The sequence below is a fragment of the Desulfobulbus propionicus DSM 2032 genome (genome assembly GCF_000186885.1).
Lineage (GTDB): Bacteria > Desulfobacterota > Desulfobulbia > Desulfobulbales > Desulfobulbaceae > Desulfobulbus > Desulfobulbus propionicus.
In genome coordinates, this window is the sequence record NC_014972.1 from 3,280,136 (window position 1) to 3,299,286 (window position 19,151).

The following is a 19,151-nucleotide window of genomic DNA, read 5'->3' on the forward strand; positions in this document are numbered from 1 at the left end:
GGCGGTCTCGTCGTTCCTTGACCGAGATCAGCTGATCCCCCCCTCAACTTCGCTTTGCTTCGGCACCCGCCCCACGCACTTGACCTGACCGTCGACAACGACTGCAGGCGTAGAAAAAACGCCGAGCCTGGCAAACTCTTGAAAGTCCTTTACCTTGATGATCGTGGCCGCAATGCCTTTCGCCGCCACCGCCGCCTCCACAACCTTTTGCGTCTTTTCACAGGAAGCGCATCCTGGTCCACAGATCTTGATGTCCATATTGCTCTCCATCTGATAGCTTCAACAAAAAACCACGGCACATGCGCGCTTCTTCACCGCGCCCCTGCCCAGGCGGCATTGGCGATACAGGGAAGCCGCTCGGGCCGAAGCGTGATCGACCCGCTCCGATTTCCTCTCCACAAAGCAAGCCACATGCCTAGCCGTTCTATTTGCTTGACAAGAAAACATGGTTGATCTACCAAATGACACATGAAAAAACAACCACCGACCGACAAAGAAATGGCACTCATCGTGGCAAAGGCCAACGTCTTGAAGGCGTTGGGGCATCCCACCCGCCTGTGGATGGCGGAGCAGCTTGTTGATGGCGAAAAGTGCGTATGCGAATTGGCTGAATTCATTGATGCCGATTTTTCCACCATTTCCAAACATTTGTCGGTCCTTAAGCAGGCAGGTGTCGTCGAGGATGAAAAGCGCGGCAAGCAGGTATATTATCGTCTCAAAGTTCCCTGCGTTCTCAAGTATATGTCCTGCGTTGAAGCGGTGATCAAGACCACCGTCAAGGAGCAGGTGGAGATGCTGACCTGATCAGGTCGTTATTTTTCACCCTTTACAGGGTTAATTGACCAAACAAGCAAGGACGAGCTATGGAATGGAGAGATGAGTGGAAATATCTACTGTTGATTATCGGTGTTTTTCTCGCCTGTTTTTACCTGCCGGTGGGGATGGAGCGGTTCGACAACGCCATGCTCGAAGCCTTGCACCTCGTCAAGTGGTATGCGCGTGAGCATGTGCTGCTGTGCCTGGTACCGGCGTTTTTCATAGCCGGTGCAATTGGCGTGTTCGTCAGCCAGACCTCGGTCATGAAATACCTCGGACCAACTGCCAACAAGATGGTGGCGTATGGAGTGGCCGCTGTTTCCGGCACCATACTGGCCGTGTGCTCCTGCACCATCCTTCCCCTATTCAGCGGCATCTACAGGATGGGGGCCGGCCTTGGGCCAGCGTGCGCTTTTCTCTATTCCGGTCCGGCGATCAATGTGCTGGCCATCATTCTCACCGCCCGCATCCTTGGCACCGAAATCGGCATCGCCCGGGGGGTGGGAGCCGTTCTGTTCAGCGTGATCATCGGGGCCTTGATGGCCTTTCTTTTTCGCGGGGAAGAGCAGGAAAAAGCAGCCGTTCACATGGCCTTGCCCGAAGAGGAGGTCAAACGATCTCTGTGGCAGAACGCGCTCTATTTTGCCTCGATGGTCGGGGTTCTGGTGTTTGCCAACTGGGGCAAGCCGCAGGAGCCTGTTGGCGCCTGGGCAACCATCCATGCCATGAAATGGATCATCACCTCCGGATTTGCCGCCGCCTTGGGGGTGATCCTCATTGCCTGGTTCAACATGAAGGCATGGAAAGTCGGCCTGATTGCCATTCCCGTGGTGGCACTGGCACTACTCTTCCCTGAGCAACCTGTCGTGGCCTTTGCCGCCGGACTGGTCGGGCTTTCCATGTTCACCAGCACGGACAAGGATGAATTGGGCGACTGGTTCTCTTCCTCATGGGGCTTCGCCAAACAGATTTTGCCGCTGCTGCTGTTTGGCGTGTTGATTGCGGGCGCCTTGTTGGGCCGGGTTGGCCATGAAGGGTTGATACCCTCGGAATGGGTGGCCAAGGCCGTGGGCGGCAATTCCTTTCAGGCCAACTTTTTTGCTTCGTTTGCCGGAGCCTTCATGTATTTTGCGACCCTCACCGAAGTGCCCATCGTTCAGGGGCTGATCGGCAGCGGCATGGGCAAGGGACCAGCGCTGGCCCTACTCCTCGCGGGGCCCGCTCTGAGTTTGCCCAACATGCTGGTGATCAACAGTGTCCTTGGGGTGAAAAAAACCGTCACCTTTGTTGCCTTGGTGATCGTGATGGCCACCTTGAGCGGCATGTTGTTCGGTTCGTTTTTTTAAATCGCTTCGATGGAGGTAAAGACATTCAAAGTTCAGATATTGGACTTACAGGATGCAGAAAATATCCTCATCCGGAGGCACAAAGCTCCCTGATTGCCGCCTCCTGCCCCTTGCCCTCATCCCTTGCCAGGATCAACTCGCTCATTCAACTCTTACCGCTGGAAATTGAACGCATCAACGCTGAACAAGCCGGTTGTTCTATTATTTGCTGCGGACATGGCAGACCCCGGTCAGCGTGCGTTGTGCGTGAGGGAAATACTTGTTTCTGAGCCGAAGGGCGACGTTCACCAAGGCGATGAGGACCGGAACTTCGACCAGGGGGCCGATGACTGCGGCAAAAGCCTCGCCGGAATTAATGCCGAACACGGCGATGGCCACGGCAATGGCCAGCTCGAAATTGTTGGAGGCGGCGGTGAAACTCAGGGTCACGGTCTGCTCGTAAGTGGCGCCGACCTTCATAGACAGGAAGAAGGAGACGAAGAACATCACCAAAAAGTAAATGGTCAGGGGCACGGCGATGCGCAGCACATCAGACGGCAACTGGACGATGTATTCGCCCTTGAGCGAGAACATCACCAGGATGGTGAACAGCAGGAACATGAGGGTCAGGGGACTGATCCGGGGAATGAACACCTCCTCGTACCACGCCCTGCCCTTCAGCTTGATGCCGAGCAAACGGCTGAGCATGCCGGCAATGAAGGGAATGCCCAGATAGATAAACACCGACTGACCGATCTCAGCGATGGAGACATCGACCACCGCCCCTGCTAAACCAAACCAGCCGGGGATGACGGTAATGAAGATCCAGGCGTAAAGGGAAAAGAACAAAACCTGAAAAATCGAATTGAAGGCCACCAGCCCGGCGCAGTACTCGGTGTCGCCGTCGGCCAGATCGTTCCAGACAATCACCATGGCGATACAGCGGGCCAGACCGATAAGGATCAGGCCGACCATGTAATGCTGTTGGCCGGAAAGCAGGGCGATAGCCAGGAGGAACATCAGCACCGGCCCGATCACCCAGTTCTGCACCAAGGAGAGCAGCAGTACCCGGCCATTGCGAAAGACCTGGCCCAACTGCTCGTATTTGACCTTGGCGAGCGGCGGATACATCATCATGATCAGGCCGATGGCGATGGGAATGTTGGTGGTGCCCACCTGAAAGGCGTTGATCACCTGCTGCACGCCGGGAGCGGTGTAGCCCAGCATGACACCGGCGAACATGGCGAGAAAGATCCACAAGGTGAGGAAGCGATCCAAAAAACCGAGCTGTTTGGCCTGTTGCGACATGGTGCATCCTTGTGCGGAAGATTGAGCAGAAAAGTACGCTGACAGTGCGACGTCCGTCTTTTTTTTATTTTTAATCCACCAAGACGGAGGCGTCAATCCCGTGCAACGTGTTCAAGTCATTGGCCAAAGGCACGGTCAGCTCGGACGTTCAGCCGGCCATCAAATGGTGAGGTGAAAGGTTGGCGAAGAAAACTGCCGGACAGGAGGGAGCATCCATGGAGGGGAAAAAACGGGCGTTGGTTGATTGATCCTCCAGGCCCCCATGGCTTTGGCTCAGGGGGTCTGGAGATCATCCAGGGTGATGCGGCGTCCGGAAAGGCGAGCCGCCCCTGCGATCGGCGCGATCGTAAGCGGTCACCACCCCTTGCAGCCGATAATGTTTTTGATGACCTCTTCAGTGCGTTTTTCCACCAGCAGCATCTTCTGCGCCTTGGCCTCCTTGATCTTGGCATTCAACGCCTGGATGTCGATCGGTTTTTCCAGAAAATCCATCGCCCCGAGCTTCATTGCCTCGATTCCCTTTTCCACGGTCGCGTGGCCGGTGAGCAGGATAATCTGCAGATCGGGATTCTTGGCCCTGAGCCGGGTCAGCGCCTCCAGCCCGTCCATCTCCGGCATCATCAGATCAAGGATGACGGCGTCGTAACTCTCTTCGCCCGCCTTGTCCAAGGCCTCCAGCGGCGAGGTGGTGGTGCTCACGTTCATGCCCCGATCGCGCATCCGCTCCGCCAGCACATCCATGAAATCCTGTTCATCGTCAATCAGCAACACTCGCTCGTTCATCACAACCTCCTTCCAGCAGAATGATCAATGGGACGTGACGTCCAGCGGCAATCGCAGCACAATCTCTCCCGCCGCGGTCCGCAGGTCGACCTTGAGCCAGTCCATCAGCGCCTTTTCCTGCGCTCCGGGAAAGGACTCGGTTGCCACCAGAGGCAGGCCGCTGGGGTTCACCAGGCGGATCGCCACCGCTCCTTCCTCCACCGACACTGTCAGCAGCACCGATTCCCGCCGGGGCAGGGTCTCGATCACCTGCCGCAGCATCAGATAGACCAACGATTCCAGATAGATCAAGCAGGTGCGCACCGTGGTCTCGGCCGGGGTGACCGTCAACTCCAACTCCTTCATCGCCGCATGTCGCCCCGCCAATTCGACCATCAGGACCAGGGTCTCGGCCACGTTGCCCTGGAGAATCGGCGCGTCGGTGGTATGGGCGAAACGGTTGAGACTCTTCAACACCGCATCGCCGCGCTTGACCTGCTTGAGAATACGGCCGGTGGCCACGGCCAACCGATCAGGCGGAATCTCGATCCCCTTGGCCGCGCGCAGGGCCAGATCATCCAGCAGGCCGGCACTTTCGTTGACAATCGCCAGCACATTTTTCAGATCATGGGACACGGCGGCGGAAATCTTGCCAAACACCTGCAAACAGGCCGCGTCCAACGTTTCGTTGAGCGGTTCCATTCACTCCTCCCCGGCGTCAAAGGCGGCATGAATCTTGGCCACCAGTTCCTGGATATTGACCGGCTTGATCAGATAGTTATCCGCTCCGGCCTCCGAGGCCCCGGCCTCGAAATCCTCCTCCGAGCCGTGGCCGGTCAAAAAAATAAACCGCATCGCCGGCGACAGTTTCTGCAATTCCGCCTTGAGCTGCAGGCCGTTCATCTTCGGCATCTTCATATCTAGCACCGCCAGATCGTAGGGACGCTCGGCCGCCAGCCGCAGCGCGTCCTCGCCGCACAGCGCCCAGTCGGCCTCGATGTCGCGCAACGACAGCCGTTCCGCCAGGGTCACCACCAATTCTTCCTCGTCGTCTACCAACAGTACCTTCATCGCTTACCCCTTGTGCTCCGCCATGGTGAGCGGCAGCGTGATGATGAAACAGGTGCCCTTGCCCTGTTCACTGGTCACCCGGATGGTTCCTCCCAGTTCGCTGACCAAGCCGTAGGTGATCGACAATCCCAGGCCGGTGCCGCCCCGACCGCCCTTGGTGGTGAAGAACGGCTCGAAAATTTTGGCCAGGTCTTCCGGCGGAATGCCGCAGCCGTCGTCGCTGATCGACAATTCCACCGCGCCGCTCCCCGCCTTGCGGACGGCGATTCCCAGGTTACCGCCATCCTCCACCGCAGCAAAGGCATTTTTGATGATATTGAGCAGCACCTGCTGCAACTTCCCCTTGTCGCTGACAATATCCTCGATCCCGTCGTCAATGTCGATCTTGATGGTGATCGAACGATACTCCGGCTCCTTGCCGAGAAAGCTGAGCACCTCGGTGATGATCTTGTGGAGATTGATCCGGGTGACGGTCGCCTCCGACTGGCGGGCAAAGCTGAGCAGGCGGCGGGTGATCACCGAGCACCGCTCCACCGAGGAGACGATCGAGGCAATCAGCCCCAGCAGTTTGGCATCCTGTTTGTATTGCTCCTTGATCATGAACAGATCCTGGATCAGCCCGGCCTTCTCGTTGATGATCGCCAGCGGATTGTTGATCTCGTGGGCGATCCCCGCCGCCAGCCGGCCGATGCTGGCCATCTTCTCCGAATACTCGATCTCGTGAAGCATCATCACCCGTTTCTGGTCGGCGGTGTGGATGGCGTTGACCAGATAGGTGACCACGCACAGCAGGACCAGGAGGATGATGCCCACGGTAAAGGAGAGGAAGATCAGGATCTTCATCCGCGTTTGCCGCCACTGGGCCATCAGCTCCGCCTTGGGGCTAACCAGCATGAGGATGAACGGCGAATTCTCCACATAGGCGTAACTGACCACCAGGGTGCCGTCGGCCACCGTCTCGGGCAACCGTGTGTCGGCGGCACCCGGCACCGGCATGCCCTCGAGCTGATACCCCTCGGTATGATCGGAGAACTCGGGGACCGCCAGCGGCACCTTGCCGAGCACCTCGCCGAAATAGCGGGATGGCGTCTGCAATACCCCCTCATGGTTGATGAGGAAGGCGTCACCGACCTCGCCGGTCTGTTCATGGGAGAGAATTTCCGTGAGCCGTTCGATGCTCACCGAGGTCCGGAGCACATAAAACGATCCGCCCGGCATCGACCGTTTCACCGCGATCACAATGTGGGGCAGATTACGCAGCCCCATGAACACGTCGCTGATGAAGATACCCCTGTTCTGGATCTCCTTGAACCACGGCTGGGACGAATAGTCGGCGTTCTCCAGGTGGAAGGGCCCTGAATAGGCACGCTGGATGCCGGCGGCATCAATCACCCCCAGATCGGCAAACAGGCCCAAACCGCGGTTGAGGTTCTCGAGCAGGACCGTCAGCCGCCCCGGCTGGAGCAGCTGCTCAAAGGTATTGTCATGGATGATGAATTCCAGGGCGAACCGCTTCTTGGACAGGAGAAAGGATTCGGTCCGCCTGGTCTTGGCCACGAACCGGCTGGCCCGGGCCAGGGCCTCGGATTCAAAGGTGGCCTTGGTCACCTTGTACTCGTAGGCGGTCAGCATGACCAGCGGCAGAAACACGATCACCACCGAAATCAGCGCCGCCTCTTTCCACAGGCGGCGGTAGTTGAACAGCTGCTTGTACATCCCCGAGGCATCGCCGTCGTGCCAGAATTCCGGGATGAACTTGTCAATCAACCACATGGCCGCCCTCCTTTCGCCCGCGCGCCGACCGTCAGGCTCTCTTGTGTGCCCGCACTTTGTCGTAGGCCCGTTTCAGGGTGGCGCTCAGCTCGTCGATGTCCACCGGCTTCTGCAGATAGGCAAAGGCGCCCAGCCGCATGCAAGTGGCCTTGTCCTCCTCCGAGCCATGGCCGGTCAAAATCACCACCTCCACGTTGGGACGGGTCTCCTTGGTCTTGCGCAGGACCTCGAATCCGTCGATGCCCGGCATCTTCAGGTCCAGAATCATCACCTCCGGGTCATCGGTGGCCATCAGATCCAGGGCCGACTCGCCGTCATAGACCACCGCCGAGTCGATATCCCGCATCGACAACCGCTCCGACAAGGTCTGAACAAACTCGCGCTCGTCGTCGACCAGGAGCAGCCGCGGCGTTTCGAAGTCGTACTTGCGGTAGATATCGGTCTTGTGAAATCCCTTGCCCAGCCGGGTTTCGATCGAGGTCACGCCGTCGACCGAGCCGGCGATGGTTTTCAGCTCCTCCTCGAGACGGCTGAGCAGCAACACGTTCTGATGGATGGTCAGGGTTACCGCGCCGTCACGGGCAGCCACGCTGACAAAATGGCCCTGCCGGGCCAAGGCCACTTCCACCTGAGCCGCCAGCACAAAATCACGCTCCGCCCTCTTGGATGCCTTGGTGGGCTGGATCACCTCGCTGCGCAGATTCTCCACCACCAGTTTGACCGCCTCTTCCAGCTTGATCTTGTCCACCGGGATGACCAAGTCGTACAACGAGGCACTCCACGGATCGGGCTGCCCGAACAGGGTATCGGTCCACGCCGCCTTTTCCTTGTCCTGCTTGTGGATCAGCGCCACCGCCTCCTTCTCGCTCACCTGCGTTTCTCGACCGGCCTGGACCAGGCGGTAATTCATGTCGGCAATCAGGCAGACCCGGAGCACATGGGTGATCTCGTCGGGGATCAGATGACCGGTCAGTCCGTGGATCAGCGTGTTGTCCGCCTCCAACAAGGTCTCGGCCATGGCCAGTTTCATCCAGGCCAGCGCCCGTTCCTTTTCGTGGGTGATATTGTTGAAGATCGACGGCTTGTTCGCCAGCACATTCTCGATCTTCTTCCGGCTGATGGCCGACATGTCGGCCGCCTTGGCAACAATCTCCTCGTCGGTGATGACACTGTAGCGCACCTGTTCCCTGAGCAGGGAAACCAGTTGCTCGCCCTGGCAGTAACTGCCGCACATTAAGGTAATAACGGACATGCGTTCCTCCTTGGAAATACGCTCGTGGTGGCTCCGGGTCGCAGGGGGCACGGCCGCCGGGCCGCAGCTCCATCCCTGGACGTCAATCGTTCGTTATCCATTAAGCAAGATACGGGCCACTATTCAGTATCTCAGTTTTTCAACCAGTTACCCCCCGCACTCCCTTTCCGTCGCCCCCGGAGGACGAAACGCAACAGAACACCGCGAAACACCCGAAATGGTTCGAAACGTTTTGGAACAAAGGGTCCGGCCGGCCGGCAAGGGCTGCTTCTCAGCTTTTTTCCCGGAATCGGTGCAACGCTATGCCGTATTTGTTGATCTTGTCGTAGAGGCTCTTGCGGGAGATGCCCATCAGCTGGTGGGCCAGGCTGACCTGACCGCCGACCTGCCGCAAAACCTGCTCCACATACAGTTGCTCCTGCTGGTCCATGTAGTCCTTCCACGGCAGGCAGGGGGTCTCGACATCAGGTACGGCAAGGGATTGCCCGCCCTGTTCCTGGTCCCGCCCCCCCAACACGCAGTATCGGCGCACAACATTGCGCAGTTCGCGAATATTGCCGGGCCAGTCCTGGGCCATCAGCTCGCGGATCAGCTCCGGCGAGCAGGGGCGGACCTCGCCGGGTTGGCCGTCACAGTACTCCTTCCAGAAATAATCGACCAGCAGCGGGATGTCCTCCTTGCGTTCGCGCAGTGGCGGCAGGTGTACCGGCAGGACATTGAGGCGGAAATAGAGATCCTGGCGGAAGGCGCCCTTGTCGATTTCGGCCCGCAAGTCGCGGTTGGTGGCGGCGATGATCCGCGCCTTGAGCGGAATGACCGTGTTGCTGCCCAGGCGGCAAAAGGTGCGATCCTCGAGCACCCGCAGCAATTTGGATTGCAGTTGCGTCGGCATGGAACAGATCTCGTCGAGAAAGAGCGTGCCCTCGCCAGCATATTCGAATGTGCCCACCTTGCGCTGGATGGCCCCGGTGAAGGCTCCTTTCTCGTGGCCGAACAGCTCGGATTCGATCATCTCCGAGGGAATGGCCCCCATGTTGACCGCCACATAGGGCAGGGCATGCCGTGGGCCGATGTCGTGAACGGCCCGGGCCACCAGTTCCTTGCCAGTGCCGGTTTCGCCGACGATCAACACCGGATCGTTCTCCTTGGCGACGGCCTCGATCAGGTTGTACAGACTGAGCATCGAAGGATGGCTGCCCACCAGCCCGTAAAAGCGGGACCGGCCCTGGCGGGTGGCGATCAGCTGCCGCTCCAGCCGGCGATTTTCCAGCACCAGCTGCCGCCGCTCGATAGCCCGGGCCAGGGTGGCGAGAATCATCTCCTCATCCACCGGTTTTTGCAAAAAGTTGTAGGCTCCCTTCTTGACCGCCTCCACCGCCATGCTGATATCGCCGTGCCCGGTGATCAGGATCACCGGTAGATCGCAATCCTTGGCCAGCATCCGCTCCAGGAGCACCATGCCGTTCATCTCCGGCATGCGGATGTCGGCGAGCACCGCCGAATAGGTATGGCCGTCGACGCTTGCCAGGGCTTCCAGCGGATTGCCAAAGGTCCGCACCGCATAGCCGTTGAGCACCAGAGTCTGTTTGATGGCCGCCAGCAGATAGAGGTCGTCATCGACAACCAGAATCTCCGGGACCGGAACTGTCTCCTGATCGGTATTCATCGCTCCTCCTGGCGCGGGCCTTCCGTTGTCGGCGCTGGCCGATACTGGGGAATATAGACGGAAAAGCAGGCGCCCTTGCCGGGAACGCTCTCCACCTCGATATGACCGGAAAAGCCGCGAACGATACGATCCACGATCGACAGCCCCAGCCCGGTGCCGGTGCCGACCTCGCGGGTGGTGAAGAAGGGATCGAAAATCTTTTTCTGCAGTTCCTCGGGGATGCCTTCACCGTTATCGGCCACGGTGACCAGCACATAGGGCTCCTTTTGCATGGTGGTCAGATTGAGGCAGTCGGTGATCCGGCTGGTGATGGTCAAGCGGGGAACCACCACCCGCCCCATGGCCTGGACCGCGTTTTGCACCAGGTTGAGAAACACCTGTTCGAGGCGGACCTCGACCCCCAAAACCACGCAGGGGTGGTCGTCCAGGCGCAAATCGAGAAAAACCTCGCTCAGGCGCAGTTGGGCCTCGAGAAACTTGAGGATCTTGCGGATGATCTGGTTCAGATCGAGCGGCGCCTGTTCTTCCTCGACCTTGCGACCAAAGCTGCGCATGGTGGCAATGATCGAGGAGGCCTTGTTGACCCGGTCGATGATGATCTGCAGATTTTCCCGCAGCATGTCCTTGTGGTCGCCCGGTGCATCCAGGGCCTTGAGGCAGTTGCGGGCGAAAAGCAGGATGGCGTTGAGCGGCTGGGTCAGCTCGTGGCCGACACCGGCTGCCATCTCCCCCAGGCTGGCCAGCCGGCTGGAATGGATGAGCTGTTTCTGCCCCTCCTGCATCTGCGCCATCAGATCGTAGAACTCACTGCAGTCAGAGCAGATCAGCATATGCAGCACCAGACCGTTGGGGTTGACATGGGTCGAACCACGCATCTTCACAGGCAGACCGGTGCCCTTGGCGGTTTTGAGATGGGCTTCGAATTCCGTGAACTCTCCCTTGGCAAAAGCCTGGCGGATTGCTTCGGCCGTCTCCGGCTGCACCAGATCTTCCAAGGCCAGTTGTTGGTCGCTGTCCAGAAGAAAACCGGTTCGTTCGAGGAACTCACGATTGGTCTGGATAACCTGAAATTCCTGGTCCAGCAGAAGAAACAACTCGGAGATCCCCGCCAAAATCCGCTCGGTGAACGAGCGGCTGGCTTCCATTTCCTCGTGTTTCCGCAACACCCGAACAACCAGGTCCTGCCGTTGTTTTTCCAGTATTTTTATTGCCTGATCATGCATCGTTCTTCCTCCCGCTGGTCAAGGACAGCCGGATAGTACCCGCAGGCCCTCTCGCTCGTCACCAATTTTACACAGCGTTAACCGAGAATTTCAGACCTCGCTCCCACCTCTAGGAACATCAGCGCTTTTTTGTGGATAAATGGGCCGCTGTCCTGTAACTCTGCCTGCAAGAATGCGCTTGCGGCACGGGACTCTCTCTTCCCGAATTGAACGACCAGCCCCAACCCCCTGTTTGCCATGCTCCACTGTTGCATCTTCCTCTGCGGCGCGGCCCTGATGATCATCGAACTCACCGGCTCGCGCATCCTGGCCCCCTTCCTTGGCACCTCCCTGGTCGTCTGGACGAGCCTGATCGGAATCATCCTCGCCAGCCTCAGCTTCGGGGCCTGGTGGGGTGGGGTACTCGCCGACCGATCGCCACGCCCCAATCTCCTGGGGCGCATTGTTTTGATGGCCGCCTGGTCCACCGCCGCCATTGGCCTGTCCAAGAGCTGGATCCTCGAATTTCTTCAAGGCACGGGCAACCTGCACGCCGTGGCCATCACCGCCACCGTTGCCCTGTTCGCGCCAGCGGCGATCCTGCTCGGCATGGTGCCGCCCTTTGCGGTCCGCCTCTGCCTGCACGACACCGACCACACAGGACGCACGGCAGGGAGCCTTTATGCCCTCTCCACCATCGGCTCCATAGTCGGCACCTTTCTCGCCGGGTTTGTTCTCATCGCCTGGGTGGGCAGCACCGCGATTCTCTTCATCACAGCCGCCTTCCTCGTCCTGGCTTCATGGTTGGCCGAACCCTCGAACAAAGCCATCAAGGGCGTCTCCCTGTTCCTTTTTCTGCTGGCCATCGCCCTCTGCCGCCTCCAGGATCAACGCCTTGAGCAACTGGGATTCCTCGACCGGGATACCCCCTACAACCGGGTCTTGGTCTACACCAGCAAGGAAGAAGGCACGGACCGACTGATGCGGGAGATGGTCACCGGGCCTCAGGGGCGGCAATCGGCCATGTACCTGGACAATCCTACCGAACTGGCCCTGCCCTACACGCGTTTTTATCGGCTGATCGAGCATTACCATCCCACGGCACGCCGCATGCTGGTGCTGGGCGGAGGGGGCTATTCCTTCCCCAAATACGCCTTGGCCCGGTACCCGGATCTGCGGATTGACGTGGTTGAACTCGATCCAGGTATTACCAACCTGGCGCGGACCCACTTCGGCCTGACCGACCATCCCCGTTTGACCATCATCGAGGAAGACGCCCGTACCTTTCTTAAAAAAGTCGACCACCCCTACGATGTGATCCTGTGCGATGTGTTCAACTCGCACTACTCCATCCCTTTTCACCTGGTGACCGTCGAGGCCATCGGCCTGATGCATTCCGCTCTCAAGGCGGACGGCGTTGTCCTGGTGAACCTGCTAGCCTCCACCGAAGGGGTGTCGAGCCGATTTTACAAGGCGTTGCATGCCACCTTCCGCGCCGCTTTTCCCTCGGTCCAAGCCTATGCGGTGGTCGATCCCACCGACAAGCACTTGTGGCAGAACATGCTGCTCGTCGCCGGCAAGGGCGAGCTTTCCACCAACGAGCCCAAGGATCCCTCCCTGCGGCGGATGCTTACCCACGCTCTGCCCCCACCCGATAACCATCCCCCTCCCTTCACCGACGAGTATGCCCCGGTGGATCGCTACATTGGCGAGTTTGGTTTAGGATTGACCGCGCACAGCGATTCCTGAGCCCGGTCCAGATCACCGTCGGCAATCGTCCGTGCTCACTCCCCGGCGCCATTGATCGCGCAGCGCCTTCACACCGTTGCCCGATACACCCAGAGTGGCCTCCCATGCCACTTCGCTTTCAAGTTGTCATGTATCCGTAGAGACAAAGGCGAATGTGCGATTGTTCATCTTCAGAAGAATGAAGACAGCATGGCGGATCAATGCGGGGATGAGGTGGCGAGCAGATATTTTGAGGAGGGCCCCCGGCCCGACTTCTTCATCAGTCCCTTGTCGACCAAGTCGTGCAAATCGTATTGAGCCGTGCGAACGGAAACGGCATCCCCCACCACCTTCTGATACTCGCTGCGGCTGATGACGCCATTTTTGACAATCAGAGGCCAGGCCTTGCGTTGCCTGATATTCAACTCGGGAGGGACGCCCATGTCCTGCTGTTCTGCTTCAGCCTCGTTGGCTGGCGGGGCAGACAGGGCTTTTGCAGGGGGTGTGGGCGGCAGTGCGGACGGAAACGACTCGTTCTCCGGCGCGTCGTCACCTTCCAGCTCGACGCCTCGCTCGTCAAAGAGAATATGCTGAGCGAGCAGCAGATCGCTTTCGGCAAAAGCCAGCGAGCGGGTGATACAGTTGCGCAACTCACGGATATTTCCCGGCCAGTCATGACTGAGCAATCGTTCCAGGGCACCACGGCTGATCCCCACCGGGTCCAGCCCTGAGAGGGTCATGTGTTCATCGAGGAAATATTTGACCAGTACCGGAATATCCTCCTTCCGCTCACGCAACGGCGGCGTATTGATGGTGATCACCGCCAGGCGGTAGTAGAGATCTTCCCGAAAATCACTGGTCAGAGAGAGCTGGAGCAGGTCAACATTAGTGGCGGCGATAATGCGGGCGTCAAAGGCGACATCCTGATCCGATCCCAGAGGCCGAATCCGGCGGACGGATAAGGCTCGCAGCAAGGCCTGCTGCACCTTGGGGGAGGCATTGCCGATCTCATCGAGATGCAGGGTACCGCCCGATGCAGCGACAAAAGCGCCCTTCCGCTCGTTTTGGGCATCAGAAAAGGCGCCCTTGACATGACCGAACAGGGCATCCATGAGCAGATTTTCATCCAAGGCTCCGCAGTTAATGGAAATGAACGGCCCTTTGGCCCGGTGACTGACCGAATGGATGGCTTCGGCGGTCAGCTCCTTCCCCGTCCCGGTTTCGCCAACGATCAATACGTCCGCCAGGACCCGCGACGCCTTGTGGATCTGCTGGCGGAGCGTTCCAACCGCCTGACTGCCGCCGACAATCCCGTAGAGCGGCATGGCCAGCAATCGCGCATCAAGCAACGGATTATCACGCATCTCCTTCTCCAAATTGACTCGCTGACGCATGCGATCATCCTCGACAAGCCCTTCGCGCAACAACGAATCACTTCGCGCAATATGCAATTGCATAAGCAGGATATTGATGGACCGCTGAAACTGGTTGATCTCCGCAAACAGCGGTCCAAGGGCCAGCGGTGAAGGATCGTCTCCACCCGCCCTGACATCGACGGCCTCGGCGAGCAATTCGAGCTGTCGCGCGATACGGCGACTGACAAAATACATGGCCATGAAGACCAGAATGACGCCAAGTGCCACGCAAACGCTCAAGGTTCCGGCAATCCGGTAGGTGGAGGCCATGAACACAAAACTGGTGTCGATGCAACCGATACCGCCGACAATACGCCGTGTCCCCGCGCCCTCCTCAAAGACAATCGGCACATAGCTGAGATAGAGGGATCGATCACTCCCGGACGGCGCGATAAACGGACGCGTGACCAATATCTGTCCCGATTTTCCGGCCTGGACGTCGGACACCATCGCCCAGTAGAGATCGTGGGCAAAGCCCGGACGAAAGGCGGTGCTGAATCCAGGACGCCCCACATCTCCCTGCAATCCCATGCGCAAGAGATCGACGGAAAGATCGGCCTGCTGTCGGTCGGGAGATTCGGATTGGAACAGCAGCCAGCCCGCGGCATCAAAGAAAAAACTTTTTTTATGCTCGCTTTCCTGGGGAAAGAGGAAGAGCGGCGACTGTTTGGAGGTATGCAGGGAGATGATATCGCGCAAGTGGGGCAGATCGATCGACAGTGTCAGTTGTCCTTTATAGGTCTTGCTGCCGTCATAGACCGGCGTGGTCAGACGGATGACATGCATGTTGAGCGCGCTCATTTTTCCCTCGACATGCACCGACGGGTAGACCACCTCCATGGGTTCCCCGATCTGAATGTACCCTGCCGGCTTGCCGGTCAACAGATCGCGACTGGAAAAAATACCGAATTTTGCCCCCATGGCCTGATCAATGGGCACGGGGATCACGCTGCTTCCGGTGTTGACCAGGACAAAACGCTCCTCGGCGGTCTGACCATGGAAGGCTATTTCACGATAGCGGTTGCGCTCCTCGGCTGATTTGGCGGCCAGATGAGTGCTGATTGACTCCGGCGTGAGGGACAGACGGGTGAGATATTCCAATTCGTATCGGGCCGCCACCAGCAACTGGTTGATCTCGTGCGCCTGCGCTAGAGCCCGCACTTGAGCATTTCTCGAATAGGCTTGGTCGAGATAGGAGGAAACGATGTGATAGGTGACGATCACCGTGGCGGAGAGGATGATCACCACCAGCAGAGTGCCCAAGAGCACCAGAAACTTGCCGACGCTCCAGGAATAGATCGACCCATCGACCCGGATCAACGGGTTCAGCAGGGGGGGATGCGAGTAGCGCATTTGACGTTCTCCTTGCGTAACAATCACGCCGCATCACGAACGGCTTTTTTTTCGCTACCAGATAACGCGCAATAGCGCAATGGCAAAATCACAACTCTTTGAAATTTTAAATATATTCATTTGCACAAAAAGTTGGCACACGGTTTGTTTACACACTGACAGCTGTTTTCTTGAACCGGGAAACGCACTCCCCCGTTGCAGAAAAAGAGCCGATCTGAGCGCCCAGTCTCCCCCAACTGGTAGCGCTCAGATCCCATTCGTGACCAACCCGGCACCAGACCTGCCGGGATGCACAAGCCAACAAGCAAGACATCAAAAGAGGAGAACACAAATGAAGAAACGATTACTGCGGTTATGGTGGGCGTTCCTGACCCTGGTGCTGTTTGCTCCGAGCCTGTCCCTGGCGGCGGGTGGCGGGAAAAGCGCCCCCATTGTCATTGTTGCCGATACGCGCAAACTGGACGGCATCATGGCTTGGTGGGCCAACTTGTACAACGAAAGTCACGTGTACTTCATGATCCTGACCATCATCATCATTCCCCTCACCGGCGTGATCTTCGGTGTCCTAGCGGACATCATCATGGGTTGGATCGGCATCGATCTGAAATCCCGCGAACTGGCTGAACATTAATTCGATTTCAAGGAGACCCTCATGGACTGGCTTTATATTCTCATGCCCATTGCCGGTGTTAAGATTTTCTGGCCCGGCCTCATTATCCTCGGTATCGGCGTTGGTATCATTGGCGGTTTCTTTGGCATGGGCGGTGCCTGGATGGTGACCCCCGGCCTTAACATTCTCGGTTTCCCCATGGCCTTTGCCATCGGCACCGACATCGCCCACATGGCCGGAAAATCACTCATCTCCACCATGCGGCACGGCAAGTTCGGCAACGTTGACTACAAACTCGGCATGATCATGCTGGTCGGCACGGTGGTCGGCTTCGAGTGCGGCGCCCAGATGGTTATGTGGCTGGAGCGCCTTGGTTCGGTGGAAAAGGTTGTCCGCTGGATCTATGTCGGCCTGCTGCTGTTCATTGCCTGGACCGTCTTCCACGATGTGGCCAAACGCAAGGCCAAAGAGAAGGCTGCCGCTGAAAAAGGCGAGACCCTGGAAGCCGGCGCCACCGGTGTCGAGTGGCACAAGACCCTGCACAAGATCAAGATCCCGCCGATGGTCCATCTCAAGGCCGCTGGCATCTACTGCTCCGCCTGGCTGCCGATCTTCGTCAGTTTCCTTACCGGTTGGCTGGCCGGTATCCTCGGTATCGGCGGCGGTCTGATCCGTATGCCCGCCCTGATCTACATGATCGGTTGCCCGACCCATGTTGCCGTCGGCACCGACCTGTTTGAAGTGGCCATTTCCGGTCTGTACGGTGCAGCCACCTATACCTTCAAGGGCCGGACCGAACTGGTCGCCGCCATGGTCATGCTCGTCGGCGCCGCCATGGGTGCCCAGGTTGGCGCGGTCGCCACCAAGTACATCAAGGGCTACGGCATCCGTATCATCTTCGGCTACGCGGTTCTCGGCTGCATGGCCTCCATCCTGATGAAGCTCGTCCAACCCTGGCTGCCGCAATACAAGGATCTGCTCAACAACATGGCCACCATCACCGTTCTTGGCCTGATCACCGCCATGTCGGCCTACATCTTCATCAAGATGGTCCAGGGCGTGAAGAAGGAATTGGCCATGAAACAACAGAAAATTTAATCCGGATCGCATAAGGAGACCAGAATGAACGTGAAACAGATACTGCTCACCATGGCCGCGGCCGCCATGGCCATGACGCTCACGGCATGCAAGGAAGATTACGGCAAGGTGGAACAAGGTCGGGCCATCGCCTTTGACAAGGACAAGAAAGAGGTTACCCTGATCCATGACAGCGCCATGGATCCCCAGAAACCGGTGTACGATGTCCTGCCTCCCTCGGTGTTCAAGCTGCCGACCGATCCCAAGGAAACAGGCCCCGAACCCAAGGCCGGGCAGCGTTTGAAGCTGGACACGGACAAGAAAATCATCGTGATCTTCGACACCAATACCCAGAAAATCGTCGAGGTGCCGATCACCATCGTGGATCTGCAACAGCCCGTCGACAAGGAGCATCCGCTGGTGTATGACAAGGCCGAGAAGAAGGCCAAGAAGTTCCCGGCCGTGGACAAAGAGAAGAAGACCATCACCATTTACTCCGGTCGCCAGAAAATGCTCTGCACCTTCTCGGTCCCGGACCAGTACTTCAGCTATCCTGACAGCACCTGGGACGCAGGCGATGAAGTACGGCTCTACTACAAGACAGCTGGCCAATCGCTGCGGTTCATGAACATCTCCAAAACCGATATCTTCAAGAAGTAAAGGCTCCACAGCGGGCGGGAGTCATCCCGCCCGCTGCTCCACCGAGAGGTTGACCATGTCGGACTATACTTTCTTTCTCTTGCACAAACTGTTGGTGATCGGAATCAACTGCCTGGTGGTCCTGGCCCTGTTCATCGCCATGTATCGCGCCTCGCTTTATCCGGACGATTTTAATCTCACCTTTTTCAAGACCATCTTTTCCCTGCTCATCCCCACGCTGATCCTCGGGTGCATCGGCAAACGATTCCTCCGCAGCCGTTGCAACACCTCGATATGACCGCAGGCTTTGGATTCGTCATCTGGCAAAAACGCGCTGGCCTGGTGGCCATGGTGTTGCTGGTGGCGGCCCTGCTGTCCCTGGCCGACGCGCTTGTGGGCGGCTTCCGGGGCGGGGGGGGGCTAATCGAACTCCTCCCCGGCGATCACTATCTCATCAGCGGCCCCCTGCCGCCACGAACCGAGGCAATCAGGGATTTTGTCATCGATGGCCAGCCCGATGATGGCTCGGTTCGCCTCATCCCGAAAACCATCTTTTCCGGATACTGGTTCGGCGGGTCGATGTGGCGCGGAGCCATCGAGGTCGATCCCCATGCCCAGGAAGGCCACCATGTGTTTCGCGTCAAGGACCCCTACGGCGAAAAACAGAATCCCGCGCTGGTCTTCAATGTCCGCGTTTGGCCCGACCAGGCCACCCTCAATGCCCATTCGCCTTCGCTCCTGACCCGGCTGACCGGAGTGAGCCCCTTCGTCGTCGCCGTTGCCTTCGCCTTGGGCGGCATCGCGGGGATGGCGGCCAATTTCCTTTTCGGACGTTTGTGGGCGCGGCATCTCCACACCCACCACTGTGGCGAAATTTACAAGCTCCGCCAGACGGAACGAGGCACGGAAATAACCTGTGAACTTCACTGTGGCCGAGCCCTCCAACCCGGCATGGACGGGGCAGTCTATCGACCATCTGGCGAGCTTTTGGGCGCAGCCAAGGTGATTAACTGTGAAAACGGCGAGGTCTTGCTGCTGATCAGTCAGTCCATTGATGTGCGTTTGGGCGATGTCGCCTGTGTCCAGGTCGAGAGCAAGCAGAATGGCTCGGAGAGGGGCAGCTCCGCCGTTTGAAAAAGAATTGACAACCCCAG

Annotated in this window: 18 protein-coding genes; 8 read left to right on the forward strand and 10 right to left on the reverse strand. The window is 58.4% G+C overall.

Annotation, left to right across the window (positions count from 1 at the left end; translation table 11 throughout):
- Positions 1-27 precede the first annotated feature (27 nt).
- Positions 28-258 carry a thioredoxin family protein gene (locus tag DESPR_RS14265; protein WP_015725502.1) on the reverse strand — a complete coding sequence of 77 codons (231 nt, stop codon included), beginning with the start codon at positions 256-258 and terminating at the stop codon, positions 28-30.
- Positions 259-468: 210 nt separating this feature from the next.
- Here DESPR_RS14265 and DESPR_RS14270 point away from each other — a divergent pair, with 210 nt between their 5' ends.
- Entirely contained in the window at positions 469-804 is a 336-nt protein-coding gene (locus DESPR_RS14270; protein ID WP_015725503.1) for an ArsR/SmtB family transcription factor, read from the forward strand.
- Positions 805-863: 59 nt separating this feature from the next.
- Entirely contained in the window at positions 864-2,162 is a 1,299-nt protein-coding gene (locus tag DESPR_RS14275) for a permease (protein WP_015725504.1), read from the forward strand.
- A gap of 201 nt (positions 2,163-2,363) precedes the next feature.
- On the opposite strand, the gene arsB is transcribed toward DESPR_RS14275, so the two are convergent.
- From arsB to DESPR_RS17505, 8 genes are all read right to left on the reverse strand, one after another.
- Complete coding sequence (gene arsB / locus DESPR_RS14280; RefSeq protein WP_015725505.1) at positions 2,364-3,449, reverse strand: ACR3 family arsenite efflux transporter; 1,086 nt, start codon at positions 3,447-3,449, stop codon at positions 2,364-2,366.
- Positions 3,450-3,803: 354 nt separating this feature from the next.
- Positions 3,804-4,232, reverse strand: coding sequence for a response regulator (locus DESPR_RS14285; protein ID WP_015725506.1), 429 nt, complete (start codon positions 4,230-4,232; stop codon positions 3,804-3,806).
- A gap of 24 nt (positions 4,233-4,256) precedes the next feature.
- Positions 4,257-4,913 carry a hypothetical protein gene (locus DESPR_RS17500; protein WP_015725507.1) on the reverse strand — a complete coding sequence of 219 codons (657 nt, stop codon included), beginning with the start codon at positions 4,911-4,913 and terminating at the stop codon, positions 4,257-4,259.
- On the reverse strand, positions 4,914-5,282 hold the full coding sequence (locus DESPR_RS14295) for a response regulator transcription factor (RefSeq protein ID WP_015725508.1): 369 nt from the start codon (positions 5,280-5,282) through the stop codon (positions 4,914-4,916). It abuts the gene before it with no gap.
- Positions 5,283-5,285: 3 nt separating this feature from the next.
- Positions 5,286-7,055, reverse strand: coding sequence for a sensor histidine kinase (locus DESPR_RS14300; protein WP_015725509.1), 1,770 nt, complete (start codon positions 7,053-7,055; stop codon positions 5,286-5,288).
- Between the two features lie 31 nt (positions 7,056-7,086).
- The gene (locus DESPR_RS14305; protein ID WP_015725510.1) at positions 7,087-8,307 is read right to left on the reverse strand and encodes a response regulator; all 1,221 of its coding nucleotides are present in this window, start codon (positions 8,305-8,307) and stop codon (positions 7,087-7,089) included.
- Between the two features lie 271 nt (positions 8,308-8,578).
- Positions 8,579-9,973, reverse strand: a complete 1,395-nt coding sequence (locus tag DESPR_RS14310) for a sigma-54-dependent transcriptional regulator (protein ID WP_015725511.1) — start codon at positions 9,971-9,973, stop codon at positions 8,579-8,581.
- Positions 9,970-11,196 (reverse strand): sensor histidine kinase, encoded by a 1,227-nt coding sequence (locus DESPR_RS17505; RefSeq protein ID WP_015725512.1) that lies wholly within the window; start codon positions 11,194-11,196, stop codon positions 9,970-9,972. The genes DESPR_RS14310 and DESPR_RS17505 overlap by 4 nt, the downstream gene beginning before the upstream one ends.
- Positions 11,197-11,433: 237 nt before the next feature.
- On the opposite strand from DESPR_RS17505, the gene DESPR_RS14320 reads away from it, so the two are divergent.
- The gene (locus tag DESPR_RS14320; protein ID WP_015725513.1) at positions 11,434-12,924 is read left to right on the forward strand and encodes a fused MFS/spermidine synthase; all 1,491 of its coding nucleotides are present in this window, start codon (positions 11,434-11,436) and stop codon (positions 12,922-12,924) included.
- Positions 12,925-13,121: 197 nt separating this feature from the next.
- Here DESPR_RS14320 and DESPR_RS14325 read toward each other — a convergent pair whose 3' ends face one another.
- Positions 13,122-15,671 carry a sigma 54-interacting transcriptional regulator gene (locus DESPR_RS14325; protein WP_015725514.1) on the reverse strand — a complete coding sequence of 850 codons (2,550 nt, stop codon included), beginning with the start codon at positions 15,669-15,671 and terminating at the stop codon, positions 13,122-13,124.
- Positions 15,672-16,002: 331 nt separating this feature from the next.
- Between DESPR_RS14325 and DESPR_RS14330 the strand changes: the two genes are divergently transcribed.
- The 5 genes from DESPR_RS14330 to DESPR_RS14350 are packed head-to-tail and all read left to right on the forward strand — an operon-like array spanning position 16,003 to position 19,131.
- Positions 16,003-16,302 carry a DVU0150 family protein gene (locus DESPR_RS14330; RefSeq protein WP_015725515.1) on the forward strand — a complete coding sequence of 100 codons (300 nt, stop codon included), beginning with the start codon at positions 16,003-16,005 and terminating at the stop codon, positions 16,300-16,302.
- A 21-nt stretch (positions 16,303-16,323) separates the two neighbouring features.
- Positions 16,324-17,379: a sulfite exporter TauE/SafE family protein gene (locus DESPR_RS14335; protein ID WP_015725516.1), complete on the forward strand. Its 1,056-nt coding sequence runs from the start codon at positions 16,324-16,326 to the stop codon at positions 17,377-17,379.
- A gap of 24 nt (positions 17,380-17,403) precedes the next feature.
- Positions 17,404-18,018 carry a DUF4881 domain-containing protein gene (locus DESPR_RS14340; RefSeq protein WP_015725517.1) on the forward strand — a complete coding sequence of 205 codons (615 nt, stop codon included), beginning with the start codon at positions 17,404-17,406 and terminating at the stop codon, positions 18,016-18,018.
- Positions 18,019-18,073: 55 nt separating this feature from the next.
- Positions 18,074-18,295, forward strand: a complete 222-nt coding sequence (locus DESPR_RS14345) for a hypothetical protein (RefSeq protein ID WP_015725518.1) — start codon at positions 18,074-18,076, stop codon at positions 18,293-18,295.
- Complete coding sequence (locus tag DESPR_RS14350; protein ID WP_015725519.1) at positions 18,292-19,131, forward strand: hypothetical protein; 840 nt, start codon at positions 18,292-18,294, stop codon at positions 19,129-19,131. The genes DESPR_RS14345 and DESPR_RS14350 overlap by 4 nt, the downstream gene beginning before the upstream one ends.
- Positions 19,132-19,151 lie beyond the last annotated feature (20 nt).

Excerpts from the sequence above, each read along its gene's own strand:
- DESPR_RS14265 (WP_015725502.1), bottom strand. The coding sequence starts at position 258 with ATGGACATCAAGATCTGTGGACCAGGATGCGCTTCCTGTGAAAAGACG.
- DESPR_RS14270 (WP_015725503.1), top strand. The coding sequence starts at position 469 with ATGAAAAAACAACCACCGACCGACAAAGAAATGGCACTCATCGTGGCA.
- DESPR_RS14275 (WP_015725504.1), top strand. The coding sequence starts at position 864 with ATGGAATGGAGAGATGAGTGGAAATATCTACTGTTGATTATCGGTGTT.
- arsB (WP_015725505.1), bottom strand. The coding sequence starts at position 3,449 with ATGTCGCAACAGGCCAAACAGCTCGGTTTTTTGGATCGCTTCCTCACC.
- DESPR_RS14285 (WP_015725506.1), bottom strand. The coding sequence starts at position 4,232 with ATGAACGAGCGAGTGTTGCTGATTGACGATGAACAGGATTTCATGGAT.
- DESPR_RS17500 (WP_015725507.1), bottom strand. The coding sequence starts at position 4,913 with ATGGAACCGCTCAACGAAACGTTGGACGCGGCCTGTTTGCAGGTGTTT.
- DESPR_RS14295 (WP_015725508.1), bottom strand. The coding sequence starts at position 5,282 with ATGAAGGTACTGTTGGTAGACGACGAGGAAGAATTGGTGGTGACCCTG.
- DESPR_RS14300 (WP_015725509.1), bottom strand. The coding sequence starts at position 7,055 with ATGTGGTTGATTGACAAGTTCATCCCGGAATTCTGGCACGACGGCGAT.
- DESPR_RS14305 (WP_015725510.1), bottom strand. The coding sequence starts at position 8,307 with ATGTCCGTTATTACCTTAATGTGCGGCAGTTACTGCCAGGGCGAGCAA.
- DESPR_RS14310 (WP_015725511.1), bottom strand. The coding sequence starts at position 9,973 with ATGAATACCGATCAGGAGACAGTTCCGGTCCCGGAGATTCTGGTTGTC.
- DESPR_RS17505 (WP_015725512.1), bottom strand. The coding sequence starts at position 11,196 with ATGCATGATCAGGCAATAAAAATACTGGAAAAACAACGGCAGGACCTG.
- DESPR_RS14320 (WP_015725513.1), top strand. The coding sequence starts at position 11,434 with ATGCTCCACTGTTGCATCTTCCTCTGCGGCGCGGCCCTGATGATCATC.
- DESPR_RS14325 (WP_015725514.1), bottom strand. The coding sequence starts at position 15,671 with ATGCGCTACTCGCATCCCCCCCTGCTGAACCCGTTGATCCGGGTCGAT.
- DESPR_RS14330 (WP_015725515.1), top strand. The coding sequence starts at position 16,003 with ATGAAGAAACGATTACTGCGGTTATGGTGGGCGTTCCTGACCCTGGTG.
- DESPR_RS14335 (WP_015725516.1), top strand. The coding sequence starts at position 16,324 with ATGGACTGGCTTTATATTCTCATGCCCATTGCCGGTGTTAAGATTTTC.
- DESPR_RS14340 (WP_015725517.1), top strand. The coding sequence starts at position 17,404 with ATGAACGTGAAACAGATACTGCTCACCATGGCCGCGGCCGCCATGGCC.
- DESPR_RS14345 (WP_015725518.1), top strand. The coding sequence starts at position 18,074 with ATGTCGGACTATACTTTCTTTCTCTTGCACAAACTGTTGGTGATCGGA.
- DESPR_RS14350 (WP_015725519.1), top strand. The coding sequence starts at position 18,292 with ATGACCGCAGGCTTTGGATTCGTCATCTGGCAAAAACGCGCTGGCCTG.